The organism is Kitasatospora sp. SolWspMP-SS2h (genome assembly GCF_003259315.1).
Classification (GTDB): domain Bacteria; phylum Actinomycetota; class Actinomycetes; order Streptomycetales; family Streptomycetaceae; genus Kitasatospora; species Kitasatospora fiedleri.
In genome coordinates, this window is the sequence record NZ_QLLT01000020.1 from 143,819 (window position 1) to 162,303 (window position 18,485).

Consider the following 18,485-nt stretch of genomic DNA (forward strand, 5'->3'; position numbering starts at 1 on the left):
GTCAGGCGGCGCGGGCGAGCGCGTCCTCGACCAGGCGGGTCATGCCGCCGACGGTGGGCTCGTCCAGCAGGTCGTCCAGCGGCAGTTCGACGCCGAACAGGTGCCGGGCCCGGGAGACCAGCCGGGTGGCGAGCACGGAGTCGCCGTTGTGCTCGAAGAAGTCGTCGTCCGGGCCGAGGCCGGAGACGCCCAGCAGCTCGCCCCAGAGCGCGATCACCCGGTCCTGCACCCCGGCCGGTCGCTCGGCCTCCGGTCCGGAGGCGGCCACCGGGGTCGGGACGGCCGGGGCCGGGGCGGCCGGGGCCGCGGCGGCGGCGGGGGCCGGGGCCGGGGCCGGGGCGGCGGCCGGCGGGTCGACCCAGTGCCGGGCGGGCTCGAAGGGGTAGGTCGGGGCGGGGCCGCGCCGGTGGCCGCGGTCCGCGTCGTACGCCCGCCAGTCCAGGTCCGCGCCGTGCGCCCAGAGCGCGCCGGCCGCGCGGGCCAGCGACTCGGCGTCGCCCGCGCCCTGCCGGGGGTGGCGCAGCGAGGCGAGGACGGCCGGCCGCGGTCCGGCCGCGGGCGCGCACTCGGCGGCCAGCCGGCCCAGGGTGCGGCCCGGCCCGGTCTCCAGCAGCACGTCGGCGACACCGGCCGCGGTGCGGACCGCGTCGGCGAACCGGACGCAGCCGCGGGCCTGGTCGGCCCAGTAGCGCGGGCTGACCGCCTGCTCCGGGGTGATCCAGGTGCCGGTCAGCGAGGAGGTGAAGGGCAGGGTCGGACGGTTCCGGCGGCGGGCCGCGACCTGCTCGGCGAACGGCGCCAGCACCGGGTCGAGCACCGCGGAGTGGAAGGCGTGCGAGGTGTGCAGCCGCCGGGCCGGGACCCCGGCCAGGGCCAGCGCCCGGACCGCCGCCGCCACCGCGTCCGGCGGGCCGGCCAGCACGCAGCGCCCCGGCGCGTTTACCGCGGCCAGCGACAGCTCCGGGTGGCCGGCGAGGAACTCGACGGCGGCCGGCTCGGTGAGCTCCACCGCGAGCATCCCGCCGGGCGGCAGGGCCTGCATCAGCCGGCCCCGGGCGGCGACCAGCGCCAGCGCGTCCGGCAGGTCGAACACCCCGGCCAGGCAGGCCGCGGTCCACTCGCCGACGCTGTGGCCGACCAGCGCGGCCGGGCGGACGCCGAGCGACTCCCAGTACCGGGCCAGCGCGTACTCCACCGCGAACAGCGCGGGCTGGGCCAGCGCCGTCCCGGTCAGCGGGTCCGGCGCACCGGGGGCGGGCGGCTCGGTGTCGACCAGCTCCCGCAGGTCCCGGCCGAGGTGGCCGCGCAGCAGCTCGGCGCACTCGTCGAAGTGGGCCCGGAACACCGGCTCGGTGCGGTGGACCTCGGCCGCCATGCCGGAGTACTGGGCGCCCTGGCCGGGCAGCAGCAGCGCCACCCGGGCCCGGCCGGCCGGTGCCGCCGGGCCGGACGGACCGGGCAGGGCGCGGACGGCCCCGTCCGGCCCGGCGACCAGGGCGGTGCGGTGCGGGAAGGCCCGTCGGCCGGTGCGCAGGGTGTGCGCCAGGCCGGGCAGGTCGGCCGGGCCGTCGGCCAGGGTGTCGGTCAGCCTCCGCACGGCGCGTTCCAGCGCCTGCGGGGTGCGGGCGGACAGCGGCAGCACCTGGTGGGCCCGGGGGGTGCCGGCGGCGGGGCGGGCCGGGGCCTGCTCGACCACCAGGTGGGCGTTGGTGCCGCCGATGCCGAAGGAGGAGACCGCGGCCCGGCGCGGGCCGTCCTTGGGCCACGGCTCGACCTCCACCGGCACCCGGAACGGCACCGTGTCGGCGTCGATCGCCGGGTTGAAGCGGCGGAAGTGCAGGCTCGGCGGCACCGCGCCGCGCTCCACCGCCAGCACCGCCTTGATCAGGCCGACCGCGCCGGCCGCCGCGTTCAGGTGGCCGAGGTTGGTCTTCACCGAGCCGAGCAGGCAGGAGCCGGGCCCGGCGCCCTCCGCCGCGTACACCTCGGTGAGCGCGGCGACCTCGATCGGGTCGCCGATCGGGGTGCCGGTGCCGTGCGCCTCCACGTAGCCGATGCTCAGCGGGGAGACCCCGGCCAGGTCGTACGCCTCGGCGATCACCGCGGCCTGGCCGTCCACCCCCGGGGCGGTGTAACCGGCCTTGCCGGAGCCGTCGTTGTTGACCGCGGCGCCGCGGATCACCGCCCGGACCGGGTCGCCGTCCGCCAGCGCGTCGCGCAGCCGGCGCAGCGCCACCACGGCGGTGCCGGTGCCGAACAGCGTCCCGGCGGCGTCCGCGTCGAAGGCCCGGCAGTGGCCGTCCGGGGAGAAGATCGAGCCCTGCTCGTACAGGTAGCCCGCGTCCAGCGGCAGCTTCAGCGAGGTGCCGCCGGCCAGCGCCAGGTCGCAGCCGTAGTCCAGCAGCGACTGGCAGGCCTGGGCGACCGCGACCAGCGAGCTGGAGCAGGCGCTCTGCACGGTCACCGCCGGGCCGGTCAGGCCCAGCTTGTACGCGACCCGGGTGGTCAGGTGGTCCTTCTCGTTGCCGTGCAGCAGCATCGCCGGGTAGTCGCCGAGCAGCGAGGCCCCGGTGTGGTGCGGCATCAGGTTGAGGAGCAGGTAGCTGCCGACGCTGCTGCCGCCCCACACCCCGATCCGGCCGTCGAACGCGGCCGGGTCCTGGCCGGCCGACTCCAGCGCCTCCCAGGAGCACTCCAGGAAGCGGCGCTGCTGCGGGTCGGTCAGCTCCGCCTCGCGCGGGGACATCCCGAAGAACTCGGCGTCGAACTCGGCGGCGCCCTCGGCGCTCGGCGACGCCGGGACGTAGTGCGGCGGGTCCTGCCCGGTGCGGGGGTGGAAGTCCACCGACTCCACGCCGGCCAGCAGGTTGGCCCAGAGCTGTTCGGGGTCGCGGGCGCCGGGCACCCGGCAGGCCAGGCCCACCACGGCGATCAGGTCGTCCGTCCCGGCGTCGTCGATCGGGTCAGTCACGGTCGTGCACCTCCTTCAGGCGCAGTCGGCGCTGCTCGCGCAGCTGCTTGCGGGAGTCCGCGCCCCGGCGGGCGGCGGCAGGGGCGGGCCGGGCCGGGGGGCGGGGATGGCCGGCGGCCTGGTCGAGCAGGGCGGCCAGCCCGGCCACGGTCGGGCGGCGGAAGATGTCGACCAGTTCCAGCCGCGCCCCGAGCCGGGTGCGGAGCCGGTCCTGCAACCGCACCGCGAGCAGCGAGTGGCCGCCCAGCTCGAAGAAGTTGACGTCGGCGGGGACGCTCTCCAGGCCGAGCAGCTCGGCCCAGACCTCGGCGACCGCCGCCTCCGCGCCCGCCGCCGCCGCCCGGCCGCCCGGGGCCGGGCCCTGGTCGGGGGCGGGCAGCCGCGCGGTGTCCAGCTTGCCGTTGGGGGTGCGGGGCAGTTCCGGCACCGGGACCAGCAGCGAGGGCACCAGCGCGGCGGGCAGCAGCCCGCCCAGCGCGGCCCGCAGCGCGGCGGTGTCGCCGCCGCCCACCGGGTAGCCGACCAGGACGCGTTCGCCGGTGCGGTCGGTGGCCGCGACCACCGCCGCGTCCACCACGCCGGGGCAGGCCCGCAGCGCGCGCTCCACCTCGGCGGGCTCCACCCGGTGCCCGCGGATCTTCAGCTGCCGGTCGGCCCGGCCGGCGAACTCCACCGCGCCGTCCGGCCGGTGGCGGCCCAGGTCGCCGGTGCGGTACAGCACCGTGCCGTGCGCGCCGGGCCGGAAGACCGCGGCGGTGGCCCGCGGGTCACCCGCGTAGCCGTCGGCCAGCCGGTGGCCGCGGACGCAGACCTCGCCCAGCTCGCCGACCCCGGCCGGGCGGTCGCCGACCAGCACCAGCAGCTCGTGGCCGGCCGCGCCCCGGCCCAGCGGCACCGGCGCCCCCGGCGGGCAGTCGGCCGGGACGGGGTGCCAGGCGGCCGCCTGCGGGGTCTCGGTCGCACCGTAGAAGGCGGTCTGCTCGGCGCGCGGGGCGAGTCGGCGCAGCAGCGCCGCCTCGTGGCCGGTCAGCACGTCACCGCTGAAGAACACCCGCCGCAGCGCGGGCAGTTCGACGTCCGGGGCGCCGGCCAGGAAGCGGGCGGTGGGCGGGGTCAGGTGCAGCACCGTCACCCGCTGCTCGGCCAGCCACCCGGCGAACGGCCCCGGGTCGGCGAGCGCCCCGGGGGGCGGCACGCAGACCGTCGCGCCGAGCGCCAGCGGCACCAGGCAGTCCCGCAGCAGCGGGTCGTGGCCCAGGCCGGAGGTCAGGCCGACCCGGTCGCCCGGGCCGATCCCGAAGGTGTCCGCGTACCAGTCGGTGAAGCGGCTCAGCGGCAGGTGGGCGCCGCGCACCGCCTTCGGGGCACCGGTGCTGCCGGAGGTGAAGGCGAGGTAGCCGAGGTCGCCGGGGGCGGGCGGCGGCAGCGGGCCGGTGGCGCCGGCCGGGCCGGGCGACAGCCGCGGCAGGCCGTCGTACAGGCCGGGGGCGGGTTCGGGCGCGCCGTCGACCGCGATCCAGGCGGCCGGGGCGGCCGTCCGCAGGCAGGCGGCGAGCCGGGCGGCCGGGTGCGCCGGGTCGAGCAGGGCGAAGGCGGCACCGGCGGCGTGCACCGCGAGCAGCGTCCCGGGCAGGGCGGCGGTGCGGGCGCCGTGGACGGCGAGCACGTCGCCCCGGCCGAGCCCGGCGGCGGCGATCCGCCCCGCCGACCCGGTGACGTACGAGGCCAGTTCGGCGTAGCGGAGGTCGCCGTCGGGGGCGCTCACCGCGACCGCGTCCGGGGTGCGGGCGGCCTGCGCGAGGAACCGGCCGACCAGCGGGACGGGGGAGCCGGGCGGCTGCGGCAGCGGCCGGTCCGGGTCGGGCAGGCCGGTCCGGGGCCCGGCGGGCAGCGCGGCCACCGGCAGGTCGGGGGCGGCGACGGCGGCGGCCAGCACCGAGGTGAAGCCGTCTAGCAGCGCCCGCATCCGCTCGGCGGTGAACAGGTCCCGGTCGTAGGCGAGTTCGAGCGCGACGCTGCCGTCGGCGGCGGGCCTGGCGTACAGCGTGAGGTCGAACTTGGAGCCGCCCTCCTCGGCGGGCGCCAACTCGCCGCGCACGCCCGGCAGCCGCAGTTCCGGCTCGGGCATGCTCAGCATGTTGAACATCACCTGGAACAGCGGGGTGCGGGCCAGGTCGCGCTGCGGGCAGAGCCGGTCCACCAGCCGCTCGAACGGGACGTCCTCGTGCGAGAAGGCGTCCAGCACGTCCTCGCGGACCCGCAGCAGCAGCTCGCGGAAGCTCGGCCCGCCGCGCAGGTCGGCGCGGAGCACCTGGGTGGTGACGAACAGGCCGATCAGGTCCTCCAGTTCGCGCCTGCTCCGCCCGGCGGACGGGGTGCCGATCAGCAGGTCGTCCTGGCCGGACCAGCGGGAGAGCAGCACGGCGAACGCGGTGAGCAGCGCCATGAACGGGGTCGCCCCGGTGCTGTGGCCCAACTTCTCCACGGCGGTGCCGAGTTCGGCCGGGACGGTGGCCCGCAGCCTGGCGCCGCGCCGCTCGGTGCCCGCGGTGCGCGGCGCGTCGGCGGGCAGCTCCAGCAGGACGGGCGCGCCGGCCAGCCGCCCGGCCCGGGCGGCCAGCCGGGCCTCGCCCGCCGGACCGGCCTGGGTGCGCTGCTGCCAGTCGGCGAAGTCCGCGTACTGGACCGGAAGTTCGGGCACCTCACCGCCGACCGCCAGGGCGCCGAGTTCGCGCAGCAGCACCCCCATCGACCAGCCGTCGCAGGCGATGTGGTGGACGGCCAGCAGCAGCGTCCAGCGGTCGTCCGCGCGGCGCAGCAGGGTGGCCCGGATCGGGCCGGCCGCCAGGTCGAAGGGGCGGGCGGCGTGCTCGGCGGCCAGCTGCTCGACCCGCGCCCCGTCGGCCCCCCGCAGGTCGACGGCGGCCAGCAGCCCGCCCGTCGCGGGGCGGACGGACTGCCGGGGCTCCCCGGTCTCCATCGAGATCGCGGTGCGCAGCACCTCGTGCCGCTCCACCAGGGCGTCCAGGGCCCGGCCGAGCGCGGCCGGGTCGAGCGGTCCGGCCAGCTCCAGCCGGCCCGCCATGTGGTAGGCGTCGTCGCCGGGGGCGACCTGGTTCAGGAACCAGAGCCGCTGCTGGGCGTAGGACAGCGGCAGCCCGCCGGCCGGGCGGCCGACCGGCACCGGGCCGGACGGCGGCCCGCCCGGGGCACCGCCCGCGCCGAGCCGCTCGACCAGGGCGGCCTGCGCCTCGACCGTGGGCGCCTCGAAGACGGCGCGCAGCGGCAGTTCCACCCCGGCCGCCTCGCGCAGCCGGGCGACCAGCCGGGTGGCCAGCAGCGAGTGGCCGCCGAGTTCGAAGAAGTCCTCGGTGACGGAGACCTTCGGCAGGTCCAGCACCTGCGCCCAGATCGAGGCGACCACCTCCTCCAGCGGGGTGCGCGGGGCCGGGCCGGCCGCGCGGGGGGCCTGCTGCGGGGCGGGCAGGCGGCGGCGGTCGACCTTGCCGTTGGGGGTCGTCGGGAAGGCGTCCAGCACCATCAGGTGGGTGGGCACCATGTGCGCGGGCAGCGCGGCCCTCAGGTGGGCGCGCAGTTCGGCGGCGTCCACCCCGGACCCGTCCGCTCCGGACCCGTCCGCTCCGGCCCCGTCCGCCCCGGGCCCGTCCGCCCCGGGCCCGGACCCGGCTCCGTCCACGGCCACCGCGTAGGCGACCAGCTGGAGTTCGCCCCGGCTGTCGGGACGGCCCAGGGCGAGCGCCTCCCGGACGGCGGGGTGGCGCAGCAGCGCCGTCTCGATCTCGCCGGGCTCGATCCGGAAGCCGCGGATCTTCACCTGGTGGTCGATCCGGCCCAGGTAGTCCAGCCGCCCGTCGCGGCGGCGGCGGACCCGGTCGCCGGTGGCGTACAGCCGGGCCTCCGGATCGTGCGGCGCGAACGGGTCGGGGAGGAACTTCTCGGCGGTCAGCTCCGGCCGGTTGAGGTAGCCGCGGGTGACGCCCGCGCCGCCGACGTGCAGCTGGCCGACCACGCCGGGCGGCACCGGACGGCCGCCCGCGTCCAGCACGTACGCGGTGGCGTTGCCGATCGGACAGCCGATCGAGGGCGTGCCGGTGCCGTCGCACTCCTGCAGGGTGGCGCAGACGGTGGTCTCGGTCGGGCCGTAGGCGTTGACGAAGCGGCGGCCGGCCGCGACCCAGCAGGCGGGCAGGTCGGCCGGGCAGGCCTCGCCGGCCGACACCAGCAGGCGCAGCCCCGGCACGTCGGCCGGGTCCATCAGCGAGAGCGCGGACGGCGGCAGGGTGATCGCGGTGATCCGCTCGCGCCGCAGCAGCGCGACGAGCGGGCCGCCCGGGCGCATCGCGGCGCGCGGCGCGGTGTGCAGCAGCGCGCCGCAGCCCAGCGCCATCAGGCACTCCCAGGTGGCGGCGTCGAAGCTGAGCGAGGCGAACTGCAGCACCCGGTCGTCCGGGCCGAGGCCGAAGGCGGCCCGCTGGGCGTAGGCCAGGTTGACCAGGCCGCGGTGCTCGACCAGGACGCCCTTGGGCAGGCCGGTGGAGCCGGAGGTGTAGATCACGCAGGCCAGGTCGCGCGGGCCGGGCGCCGCCCCGTCCGGGCCGGCGGTGTCGGCGTCGGTGTCGGCGGTGTCAGTGTCGGTGTCGGTGTCGGTGTCGGTGTCGGTGTCAGCGGTGTCGGTGTCAGCGGCGGTTCCGGTACCGGTGCCGGTACCGGTGTCAGCGGCGGCGGGCCAGGGCTCGTCCACGCAGAGCGCCGGGACGCCGTCCAGCGGCAGCCGGTCCACCAGGCGGCGCTGGGTGAGCACGGCGGCCACCTCGGCGTCACCGAGCATGTGGCGCAGCCGCTCCGGCGGGTAGTCCGGGTCGAGCGGGACGTAGGCGGCGCCGATCCGCAGGATGGCGAGCAGCGCCACTACCATCTCGGTGGAGCCCTCGAAGCTCAGCCCGATCCGGGCGCCCCGGTCCAGGCCGCGCCCCCGCAGCACGGCGGCCAACTCACGTGACCTGCCGACCAGTCGGCGGTACGTGAGGGAGCCGGCGGCGTCGGCCACCGCGGGCGCGTCCGGGGTGCGGGCGGCCTGCGCGTCGACCAGGGCGGGCACCGACGGGGTATCGGGGTGGGCGAGCGCGGTGGCGTTCCACTCGGTGAGCAGGCGGTGGTGCTCCTCGGCGCCGAGCATCGGCAGCTCGCCGAGCGCCCGGTCCGGGTCCTCGGCGACGGCGCGGGCCAGCGCCCGGTAGTGGCCGGCCAGTTGGGCGGCGGTCTCCGGGTCGAACAGGTCGGCGGCGTACCGCAGCGAGCCGTGCAGGACCCCGTCGACCTCCTCCAGGAACAGCGTCAGGTCGTACTCGGTGCTCTCCCGGCCGACCGGGTAGGGCTCCAGGGACAGGCCGCCGAGATCCAGCCGGGCGTCCTCGACCCCGGACGCGAACATCGAGATGCCCCGGCGGGCGGTCCAGGACGCGGACTCGTAGGCGATGGCGGCGGTGAACAGCGGCGGCACCGAGGCGTCCCGGCGCGGCGCCAGCTTCGCCACCAGCCGCGGGAACGGGTAGTCCTGGTGCTCCATGGCGGCCAGCGACTCGGCGCGGGCCCGCTCCAGCAGGGCCGGGAACGGGGTGTCGGGCGAGGTCTCGGCGCGCACCACCACCGGGTTGACGAAGTAGCCCACCAGGTCCTCGAAGGCGGAGCGGCCGCGTCCGGCGGTGACCGAGCCGATCCACAGCTCCTCGTTGCCGGTGTAGCGGTGCAGCAGGGTCTGGTACAGGGCGAGCGAGAGCGCGTACAGCGTGGTGCCCCGCTCGCGGGCCAGCGCGGCCAGTCGGCCGGTCAGCTCGGCGTCCAGCCGGAAGCGGTGGCTGCCGCCGCGGTGCGAGGGGACGGCCGGGCGGGGCCGGTCGCCGGGCAGGTCCAGCTCGGGCGCGCCGCCGGCCAGGTGGCCGGTCCAGTACGCCTCGTGGGCCCGGCCGCGCTCGCCCGCCAGCAGCTCCCGCTGCCAGGCCACGAAATCGGCGAACTGGTGCCGCAGCGGCGGCAGTTCGGCGGGCCTTCCGGACCGGGCGGCCCGGTAGAGCCGGTCCAGGTCGTCCAGGACGATGCCGAACGACCACAGGTCGGTCACGATGTGGTGGGCCGTCAGCAGCAGCACGCTGCCGCCGTCGGGGTGCCGGAACACCCGGGTGCGCAGCAGCGGCCCGCGCTCCAGGTCGAACGGGGCGGCGGCCTCGGCGGCCACCAGGGCGTGCAGCTCCTCCTCGGTGCGGCCCGGGGCGGGCACCACCGCGAAGTCGGCGGCCATCGCCGGGTGGACGCGCTGGTACACCTCGGCGGCCGGGGCGCCGCCGCCCTCCCCGGCGCCCTCACCGCCGCCCTCGTCGGCGCGCTCGTCGGCGGTGCCGAAGGTGGTGCGCAGCGCCGCGTGCCGGTCGACCAGCTGCTGCACGGCGGTGGCCAGCGCGGCGGTGTCGAGCGCGGGGGCGCCGGACACCGGGCGGACCCGTCCGGCCAGCGAGAGGTGGTAGGCGTCCGAGCCGGGCGTGAGCTGGTGGACGAACCACAGCGCGCGCTGCCCGTCGGAGACCGCCTGACGCTGCGGTGCGGCGGCGACAGCGGCGTCGGCGTCAGCAGCGGCAGCGGTGACAGCACTGGTGGCCGCCGAGCCGCGGGCCCGCTCGGCGAGCAGCTGCCGCAGCAGCTCGCGGCGGTCGGGGGCGGCGGCGGTGCCGGGCGCGGCGGCGGCCGGCAGGGTGGGCGAGTCGCTCATGGCGTCTGTGCCGACCCGGCGCCGAGGCGTTCGAGCAGCACGTCCACCTCCTCTGGCGAGAGTCGGTCCAGTTCGGAGAGAAGCAGTTCGGCGGTCTGCTGGTCGGTCCCGCCGAGGGTGAACTCGGCGGCCAGCGCCGCGCCCAGGTCGGTGCAGCCGGCGCCGCTCAGGAAGCCGGTGACCGGGACCTCCATGTCGAGTTCGCGCTCCAGCCGGCGGCGCAGTTCCATGGCCATGATCGAGTCGAGGCCGAGGGAGTTCATCGGCTGCGCGGGGTCGATCCGGGAGGCGGGCATCCGCAGCACCCGGGCGATCTCCTCGATCAGCCGTTCGGTGATCAGCCGGGCCTGCTCCTCCGCGGTGGCCACCGCGAGCGCGGCGCGCAGCCGCCCGTCGGACAGCTCGGCGACGGACTCGGCGGACTCGGCGGCCGGACCCGCGCCCGGACCTGTGCCCGGATCGGCGCCCGACTCGGCGGAGCGCGGGGCGCCGTCGCCCGGGGCGGGTACCGGGCCGAGGCCGCTCTCGCGCCGCCACGGGTAGCGCGGCAGGACGGCCAGCGCGGCCGGGGCGGCCTGGGCCGGGCGGGTGGCGTCCGGGCGGGCGGCGTCCGGGGCGGCGACCCGCGCCCAGTCGATCCACGCGCCCTGCTCGTACAGTTCGGCCAGGCCGCGCAGCAGCCCGTCCCGGGCGGGGGTGTCGCGGCGCATCGAGGCGTGCACCGAGAACCGGCCGCCGCGCTGCTCCAGGCAGCCGCGCAGCGCGGCGGTGAGCGCGGGGTGCGGGCCGATCTCCAGGAAGGCGCGGTGCCCGTCGGCGGCCAGGGCGGCGGCGGCCGGGGCGAAGCGGACGGTCCGGCGCAGGTTGTCCGCCCAGTACCCGGGGGTGAGGGCGGCGGGCTCGATCCGGCCGCCGGTCACCGTCGAGTACAGCGGCAGGCGGCCGGGGCGCGGGGCGAGGCCGTCCAGGGCGTCGGCGAGGCGTGCGCGCAGCGGTTCCATCAGCCGGCTGTGGAAGGCCAGCCGGCCGGGCAGCCGGCGGGTGAACACGCCTTCCGCGGCGAGGGTGTCGAGCAGCCGGGCGGTGTCGGCCTCGGGTCCGGCCAGCACGCAGGAGCCGGGAGCGTTCCAGGCCGCGACGTCCACCGGGGCGCCGAGTTCGGCGGCCCGGGCGGCGGCCCGCTCCGGGTCGAGTTCGACGAAAGCGGTGGCACCAGCCGGGGCTTCGCGCATCAGTTCGCCGCGGCAGAGCGCGACGAACAGCGCGTCGTCCAGGTCGAGCGCTCCGGCCACCGCGGCGGCCGACACCTCGCCGAGGCTGTGGCCGACGCAGGCGGCCGGGGCGACGCCCCAGTCCCGCCACTGGGCGGCGAGCGCGATCTGGAGGGCGACCAGCGCGGGTTGCAGCACGCCGGGGTCGGTGAGGGCGGTGCCGTCGCGCAGCGCGTCCAGCAGGGACCAGCCGGCCAGTGCCTCCAGGCGCTCGTGGCACTCGGCCAGGGTCCGGGCGGCGGCGGGCAGTCCGCGCAGGCCGTCGGCGGCCATGCCGGGCCACTGGCCGCCCTGGCCGGAGAAGACGAACACCGGGTGCGGCGGGCCGTCGGCGGCCGGTCCGGCCGGGCGGGCCGCGCGCAGCAGTTCGGCGGCCCCGGCGCGGTCGGCCGCGACCACGGCGAGCCGGTGGCGGTGGTGGGTGCGGCGGGTGGCGGCGGTGGCGGCGAGCACCGGCAGGGCGGGGGCGGCGGGGCGTTCGAGCAGTTCGGCCCAGTGGGCGGCCAGCGCGGCCAGCGCCTCCGGGTCGGCGGCGGACAGCGGCAGCAGAACCGTTTCGCCGCTGTCGGCCCGGCCCTCCTCGACCTCCTCGACCGCGTCGACCGCGTCGGCCGCCGGGGCGTCCCCGTCCCGCGGCGCCTCGCCGACCAGGACGTGCGCGTTGGTGCCGCCGAAGCCGAAGGAGCTGACGCCGGCCAGCGCGAGCGGGTGGGCGTCCGGCCACGCGGTGGTCTCGCGCGGCACCCGCAGGCCCAGTGCCGCGAAGTCGACGTGCGGGTTGGGGGAGTCGAAGGACGCGGCCGGCGGCACCCGGCGGCGCTGCACGCACAGCAGCGCCTTCACCAGGCCGACCGCGCCCGCGGCCGACTCCAGGTGGCCGACGTTGGCCTTGGCCGAGCCGACCAGGCAGGGGGCGGCGGCGTCGCGCCCGGCGCCGAACACCCGGCCCAGCGCGTGCGCCTCGATCGGGTCGCCGAGCGGGGTGCCGGTGCCGTGCGCCTCCACGTAGCCGACCTCGGCGGGGGTGACGCCCGCCTGCCGGCAGGCCCGGCGCAGCAGTTCCTCCTGGGCCGCGCCGTTGGGGGCGGTCAGGCCGTTGCTGCGGCCGTCCTGGTTGACCACGGCGGCCCGGATCAGCCCGTACACCCGGTCGCCCGCCGCCCGGGCGGCGCCGAGCCGCTTGAGCACCAGCACCACTGCGCCCTCGCCCCGGCCGTAGCCGTCGGCGGCGGCGTCGAAGGTCTTGCAGCGGCCGTCCGGGGAGAGGAACCCGGCCCGGTCGAAGACCCGGTGGACGGCGTCGTCGAGGATCACGTTGACGCCGCCGACCAGGGCGGTGTCGCTCTCGCCGAACTGGAGGCTGCGGACGGCCTGGTGGACGGCGACCAGGGAGGAGGAGCAGGCGGTGTCCACCGCCAGGCTGGGGCCGCGCAGGTCCAGCAGGTAGGACAGCCGGTTGGCGGCGACGCTCAGCGCGCTGCCGGTGCCGGTGTACAGGTCGGCCCCGGGGTCGGCGTACCGGCGGCGGCCGTGGTCGAAGCCGGAGATGCCGACGAACACGCCGGTGGCGGTGCCCGCCAGCTCGGCCGGGACCAGCCCGGCGTCCTCCAGCGCCTCCCAGGCCGTCTCCAGCAGCAGCCGCTGCTGCGGGTCCATGGCGGCGGCCTCGCGCGGCGAGATGCCGAAGAAGGCCGGGTCGAAGCCGTACACGTCGTCCAGGAAGGAGCCGTTGACGCTCCGGCCCTCGTCCTGCGCGGAGCCGGTGCGGGCGGCCAGGTCGAGCGGCCGCGCGGTGGTCCCGGCCCGCTCGAACAGCTCCCAGAGCTGCTCGGGGGAGGACGCGCCCGGCACCCGCAGGCCGATGCCGACCACCGCGACCGGGTCGCCGTCCGGCCCGGCCGGGGCGGCGGACGGCTCGGGCCGGGCGGACGGCGCGGCGGCCGGTCCGCCCTCCAGCGCGGCGGCGATCCCGGCCAGGGTCGGGTGCTCCCAGAAGACGGTGGGCTCCACCGGGCGGCCGAGGTGCTCGGTCAGGTCGCCGGCCAGCGAGACCGCGTGCCAGGAGCTGAGCCGGAGTTCGGCGATCGGCCCGGACGGGTCGACCGAGGCGGCCGGCCGGCCCAGCAGGGCGGCCGTGCACCCGGCCAGCCAGTCCGCGAGGGGCGTGGTGCGCGGGGTCATTCCTGCCTCCGGCTGGTTCGGACGAGAGAGGGGGACGGGCCGGGTCCGGGCCGCTCGGCCCGGACCCGGCCGGGGTCCGCGGTACGGGTGGTGCGCGGCGGTACGGGTGATGTGCGGTGGTACGCGTGGTGCTCCAGCGGTGCGGGCGGTGCGGGCGGTGCGGTCAGACCGCGGCGGGGGCCTCGGCCGGGAGCTCGATGCCGAGCTGGGCGGCCAGCTCGTTCGGGTCCCAGTCGCTGCCGCCGGCCACGATCCGGCCGTCGACGATCCGGACCCAGCCGTCGCCCTTGATGCGGATCGGGCGTCCGGTGGCCTCCTGGCCCATCAGCCGGCCCTCGTGGGTGCCGCTGGCGATGTAGGTGAGCCGCACCAGGTCGCCGTCCTTGTGGATGTTCTCCACCTCGTAGGACAGGTCCGGCACGATGGTGCGCAGCTCGGAGACGGCGGCGGAGACGGCGGCCAGGCCGCCGGGCTTGGTCTCCAGCTCCAGCACCTCGTCCTTGGCCTCGCCCTCGAAGTCGACGGCGAACAGCTCGTCGACGATCGCGGTGTTGCCCTTGTTGAGGACCTCTTCGACGTAGCGCTCGACGAGGGCCTTCTCGGCGTCCCAGCTCATGTTCGGTACTCCTCGGTGATGGGTTTCGTCTCTCCGTGCGCAGCTACTGTGCGATCGGCACCTTGAGCCGGGCTGGCCCGTTCCTTTCCTGCACCTGCACCCGTGTCCGCACCCGCACGCGCGTCCGCGCCCGCGTCCGCGTCGCGCCGGGGCGGCCGGGAACGCCGCAGGGCCTTCCGGAACCGTCCGGAAGGCCCTGCGGGAGAAAAGAATTGACGGCGCGTCAGGCGACGCCGAGCGGGTCCGGGCCGACCGCGGCCGGCGTCTCGGCCGACTCGTCCTGCGGGGGGACGCAGGACGGCAGCATCAGGAAGGCGCAGACCGCGCCGATCAGCGCGACGCCCGCGCAGATCAGCATCGACAGCCGCATGCCGCTGCCGAAGGCGTACCTGGCGTGCTCGGCCAGCGCGCCGCCCGCCGGGCCCTGGAGGCCCGCGAACTCGAGCGCCCCGGCCAGTGACCTGCGGGCCGATTCGGGCAGGCCGGCGGGCAGCCCGTCGGCGTACCCGGCGGCCAGCGCGCTGCCCGCGAGGGCCACGCCGAGCGCCGAACCCAGCTCCTGGACGGTGTCGTTGGAGGCCGAGGCCAGGCCGGCCTTCTCCTTGGGCGCCGAGCTCATCAGCGCGTCGCTGACCGGCGCGGTGGCCAGGCCGATGCCGCAGCCGAGCACCAGCAGGCCGGCCAGCACCGGCCGGTACCCGGCCCGCGGGGCGAGGGTGGCGAACAGCACCATGCCGGTGGCCAGCACCACCAGGCCGATCGCGACCGTGGTGCGCACCCCGATCCGCTGGGTGATCGCCGGGGAGAGCGGCGCCGTCACCATCACCGCGAGCGCGACCGGGACGGTGGCGAACCCGGCCCGCAACGGGCTGTAGCCGAGCACCAGTTGGAGGTGCTGGGTGAGCACGAACACCGAGCCGACCAGGGCGAACATCAGCAGCGCGCCGGAGAGCGCGGCGCCGATGAAGCGCGGCGAGAGGACCATGGACAGCTCGACCATCGGCGACTCGGCCCGGGCCTGCCGCCAGACGAACAGCGCCGCGGCCACCGCCGCCCCGACCAGCGGACCCCACACCTGCGGCGAGTACCAGCCGTGCTCGGAGAGCTGCACCACGCCGTACACCAGCGAGGACATCGCCAGCGTGGAGAGCAGCGCGCCGGGCAGGTCGGTGCGGCGGGCGCCCAGGTCCCGGGTCTCCGGCACCAGGACCGCGACGGCGACCACCGCCGCGATGCCGATCGGCACGTTGACCAGGAACACCGAGCCCCACCAGAAGTGGCTGACCAGGACGCCGCCGATCACCGGGCCGAGCGCGATGCCGAGCGCCGAGGCGGTGCCCCAGATGGCGATCGCCCGCTGCCGGTCCCGCTCGTGGAAGACCTGCACCAGGATGGCCAGGGTGCTGGGCATCAGGAAGGCGCCGCCGATGCCCATCAGCCCGCGCATGCCGATCAGCGTGCCGGTGTCCTGCGCGAACGCGGCGGCGGCCGAGGCGCCGCCGAAGAAGACCAGGCCGACGATCAGGAGCTTCTTGCGGCCGTGCCGGTCGGAGAGGCTGCCGGCGGTCATCAGCAGGCCGGCGAAGACCAGCGAGTAGGCGTCGACCATCCACTGCAGGGCGCGGTTGGAGGCGTGCAACTGCTCGCTGATCGAGGGCAGCGCGACGTTCAGCACGGTGTTGTCGATGGCGACCAGGAACACGCAGAGCGAGAGCACGATGAGGATCGCCCACCGCCGGGGGTGGCCCTGGTCCTCCGGCGCGGTCGGTGCGTCGGCTGTCATTGCTTCTCTCCTAGAGGTGGGTCCGCGGGTGTCCGGCCCGGCCCTGTGACACTCGCGAACGCCCCTGGGCGGCGGCTTGCGTCAACCTTGAGCAGTACCAGTCATGATGGTCGGCGAAGCGGGCCGCGAAACCGGGCCCGGACGGGCGGCGCAGCCAGGAGCGCAGCCGCCGGTCCGCGTACCAGTGGTCCACCGCCAGCAGGTCGAACTGACGGCGGCTCAGCCGTCCGCCCGCCGCGTCGAACAGCCGGAAGCACGCGTCGGCCGGCAGCGCCCGCGCGGGCACCGGCCGTCCGGCCGCCCGGCCGACGGCGGCCAGCAGGTCGGCCGCGCGGACGGGCGCGCCGTCGGTGACGTGGTGCACCCGCCCGGCCGCCCGGGCCGCCCACGCGTCCGGCGGCAGGTCGGCCAGGTCGGCGACGACGGCGGCCAGTTCGCGGACGTCGACCAGCGACAGCAGGGCGGTGCCGCCGTCCGGCAGGGCGGGGACGGCGGCCAGCAGCGCGGCCGCGCCGGGCACCACCCAGGCGTCGCCGGCGCCGTAGACCAGCGGGGCGCGCAGCACCGTCCCGCCCGCGGCCAGCACCAGGCGCTCGGCGGCCAGCCGGGTGGCGCTCGCCGCGGAGACCGGTGCGGGGCGCAGGTCGTCCTCGGCGGGGCCGCGGTGCGGGCCGGGGCCGTACACCGCGGTGGTGGAGAGCAGCACGAAGCGCCGCACCCCGGCGCGGGCCGCCTCGGCGAGCAGCGCCGCGGTGCCGTCGGTGTTGACCGCCCGGCACCGCGCCGGCTCGCCGCTGACCAGCGAGGCCAGGTGCAGCACGGTGTCCACGCCGGTGCACAGGCCGCGCAGCGTGCCGGGCCGGGTCAGGTCGGCGGTGCGCGGCTGCTCGTCCGGGCCGGTCGGGCCGGCGCCGGAGCGGACCGCCAGCCGGACCGGGCCGCCGCCCCGGGCGGCGAGTTCGGTGCGGACCGCGCCGCCGACGAACCCGCTCGCCCCGGTCAGCAGGACGGCGCCCCGGCGGGCGGCCCGGTCAGCCGGACGCACGGACCAGCACCCGGGAGAGCGCCGCCACCCGCCCGGCCTGGACGACCTGCACACGCAGCCCCAGCCCGTCGGCCGGCTCGGGTTCGGCGCTGACCACGGCCGCCCCGGCGAACTCCACGTAGTGGTGGAAGACGGTGTGCATGCCGTACGGCAGCACCGGTCCGAGTGCGAGCACCGCGGCCTGCCGGGCGGCCTCCAGCAGCAGCGCGCCGGGCACGTGGTCGACCGGGTGGTCGAACAGCACCGGGTGGCTCTGGTCGGCGCGCAGCAGCCAGCCCTCGCCCGCCGGGTGCTCGGCCAGCACCACGTCGGCGGCCCGGTGCCGGCCGACCGACCCGGGGGCGACCGGCGGGGCCAGCGGATCGGCCGGGGCGATCCGGTCGGCCGGGCGAAGCCGGGCGTAGGCGGCCGGTTCGACGACGGTGAACTCGGCGTGGCCGGAGCCGACCGCCTCGCCGTCGCGGTAGAGCGTCACGTCGGTGCGCATCTCGCGCGGCCGGCCCGCTCTCAGCTTGAGCGGCCGGCAGGAGACCCGGGCGACCAGGTTGAGCGGGCGGTCGTCCTGCCGCAGCCCGTCCGGTTCGACCAGGTAGGAGAGCGAGCGGGTCAGGAAGGCGCTGCCGAGCGGGACGTCGTAGCCGGCGTGGCTGACCAGCATGCTGGCCTGGCGGACCGTCTCGGCGGCCAGCAGCGGGTCGTGGCAGCCGCCGACCGGGGTGTGGTACGCGTGCGCCCTGGGCCACTGCGCGGCGACGGTGAACTCGTCCCGGTCGGTGCGCAGCCAGTCGGTGAGCAGGACTTCGCTGATCGCGGCCCGATGGACCAGGGCGCGCGGGACGGTCTGGGAGAAGCCGGGCTCCTCGGAGCGGACGGCTTCCCGGGTCGGCGTACGCATGGCTCTTCTCCCCCGTCGAGAGGTGGGTGTGCGGGCCTGGCAGGGAAGAAAATACATACCGGCCGGTTTTTTGTCAGCCGTTTGAGGCGGCCGGTTCCGGACGCTCCGGACGGACCCGGGAAGCCGACTGATTACCCGTCAGTTCCATTCCGCACGAAGCCCCGAGGCGTTCCAGCACCTCGTCCGAGACCAGCCCGGGAAGCAGCAGGTCCCAGCTCTCGGCGAGCCGGTCCTCCACCCCGTCGCGGTCCGGTTCGAGCAGCCGCATGCCGTAGGAGACCGCCAGCACGGTGCTGCCGATCGCGGCCGGCGCCACCCCGTCCCGCAGTTCGCCCGACCGCTGGGCGCGGACCAGCAGTTCGCGGGCCAGCTCCAGCCAGCCCTGGGCGAAGTCCGCCGGGTCCCGCGGGTCGGGGGCGCTGCCGGCGCTCAGCCGGGCGGCGGCCCTGGTCAGCGCGTCCTCGCGCAGGCGTATCGCGAACTCGTAGGACAGCTCGACCAGTCGGCCCATCGGGGAGGCCGGGTCCTCGGCCAGCAGGCGGTCCGACAGCTCGGCCACCGAGCGCTGGTAGGCGGCCACCACGGCCGCGGCCAGGTCGTCCTTGGTGGCGAAGTGGAAGTACAGCGCCCCCTTGCTGGTGCCGGCCAGCTCGCAGATCCGGCCCAGGTTGGTACCGGTGTAGCCGTGCGCCGCGAACACCTCGGCAGCCGCCTCGACCAGCGCCCGCTGGGTCTGTTCGGCCCGCTCCTGCCTGGGCCTGCGCTCCGCCATGGCGGCTCCTCCTCCGGATCTGCCGCGCCTGACACGCGGGTGGTTCGCGGCCGCTCGGTGTGCGGCCGCCTCGCTCGGGGCCGGGTCCTCCCCCGGCCCGGACCCGGCGCACGGCCCCGCCCGCCCGGGGTGGGGGACGTGCGCCCGGCCGGGGCCCGGGGACGGGCCCT

The 18,485-nt window shown here is 77.5% G+C and carries 8 protein-coding genes; all 8 read right to left on the bottom strand.

Features of this window, described 5'->3' with window-relative positions:
• Position 1: 1 nt before the first annotated feature.
• A complete protein-coding gene (locus tag K353_RS24465; protein WP_111555704.1) occupies positions 2 to 2,971 on the bottom strand; it encodes a type I polyketide synthase in 2,970 nt (989 codons plus the stop codon).
• On the bottom strand, positions 2,964 to 9,752 hold the full coding sequence (locus tag K353_RS24470) for a non-ribosomal peptide synthetase (protein ID WP_111555705.1): 6,789 nt from the start codon (positions 9,750 to 9,752) through the stop codon (positions 2,964 to 2,966). The genes K353_RS24465 and K353_RS24470 overlap by 8 nt, the downstream gene beginning before the upstream one ends.
• Positions 9,749 to 13,204, bottom strand: coding sequence for a type I polyketide synthase (locus K353_RS24475; RefSeq protein ID WP_111555706.1), 3,456 nt, complete (start codon positions 13,202 to 13,204; stop codon positions 9,749 to 9,751). The genes K353_RS24470 and K353_RS24475 overlap by 4 nt, the downstream gene beginning before the upstream one ends.
• Positions 13,205 to 13,367: 163 nt before the next feature.
• Positions 13,368 to 13,820 (bottom strand): ester cyclase, encoded by a 453-nt coding sequence (locus tag K353_RS24480; protein WP_100836696.1) that lies wholly within the window; start codon positions 13,818 to 13,820, stop codon positions 13,368 to 13,370.
• A 223-nt stretch (positions 13,821 to 14,043) separates the two neighbouring features.
• Positions 14,044 to 15,603: an MFS transporter gene (locus tag K353_RS24485; RefSeq protein ID WP_111555707.1), complete on the bottom strand. Its 1,560-nt coding sequence runs from the start codon at positions 15,601 to 15,603 to the stop codon at positions 14,044 to 14,046.
• Between the two features lie 10 nt (positions 15,604 to 15,613).
• Complete coding sequence (locus K353_RS24490) at positions 15,614 to 16,648, bottom strand: NAD(P)-dependent oxidoreductase (RefSeq protein ID WP_158585479.1); 1,035 nt, start codon at positions 16,646 to 16,648, stop codon at positions 15,614 to 15,616.
• On the bottom strand, positions 16,635 to 17,543 hold the full coding sequence (locus K353_RS24495) for a ScbA/BarX family gamma-butyrolactone biosynthesis protein (RefSeq protein ID WP_158585480.1): 909 nt from the start codon (positions 17,541 to 17,543) through the stop codon (positions 16,635 to 16,637). Before K353_RS24495 ends, K353_RS24490 begins: the two co-directional genes overlap by 14 nt.
• 73 nt (positions 17,544 to 17,616) lie before the next feature.
• Positions 17,617 to 18,315: a ScbR family autoregulator-binding transcription factor gene (locus tag K353_RS24500; RefSeq protein ID WP_111555710.1), complete on the bottom strand. Its 699-nt coding sequence runs from the start codon at positions 18,313 to 18,315 to the stop codon at positions 17,617 to 17,619.
• Between the last annotated feature and the right edge of the window lie 170 nt (positions 18,316 to 18,485).

What these genes read in the sequence shown, in the direction of transcription:
- K353_RS24500 (WP_111555710.1), bottom strand. Translation starts at nt 18,315, where the DNA reads ATGGCGGAGCGCAGGCCCAGGCAGGAGCGGGCCGAACAGACCCAGCGG.
- K353_RS24470 (WP_111555705.1), bottom strand. Translation starts at nt 9,752, where the DNA reads ATGAGCGACTCGCCCACCCTGCCGGCCGCCGCCGCGCCCGGCACCGCC.
- K353_RS24495 (WP_158585480.1), bottom strand. Translation starts at nt 17,543, where the DNA reads ATGCGTACGCCGACCCGGGAAGCCGTCCGCTCCGAGGAGCCCGGCTTC.
- K353_RS24480 (WP_100836696.1), bottom strand. Translation starts at nt 13,820, where the DNA reads ATGAGCTGGGACGCCGAGAAGGCCCTCGTCGAGCGCTACGTCGAAGAG.
- K353_RS24475 (WP_111555706.1), bottom strand. Translation starts at nt 13,204, where the DNA reads ATGACCCCGCGCACCACGCCCCTCGCGGACTGGCTGGCCGGGTGCACG.
- K353_RS24485 (WP_111555707.1), bottom strand. Translation starts at nt 15,603, where the DNA reads ATGACAGCCGACGCACCGACCGCGCCGGAGGACCAGGGCCACCCCCGG.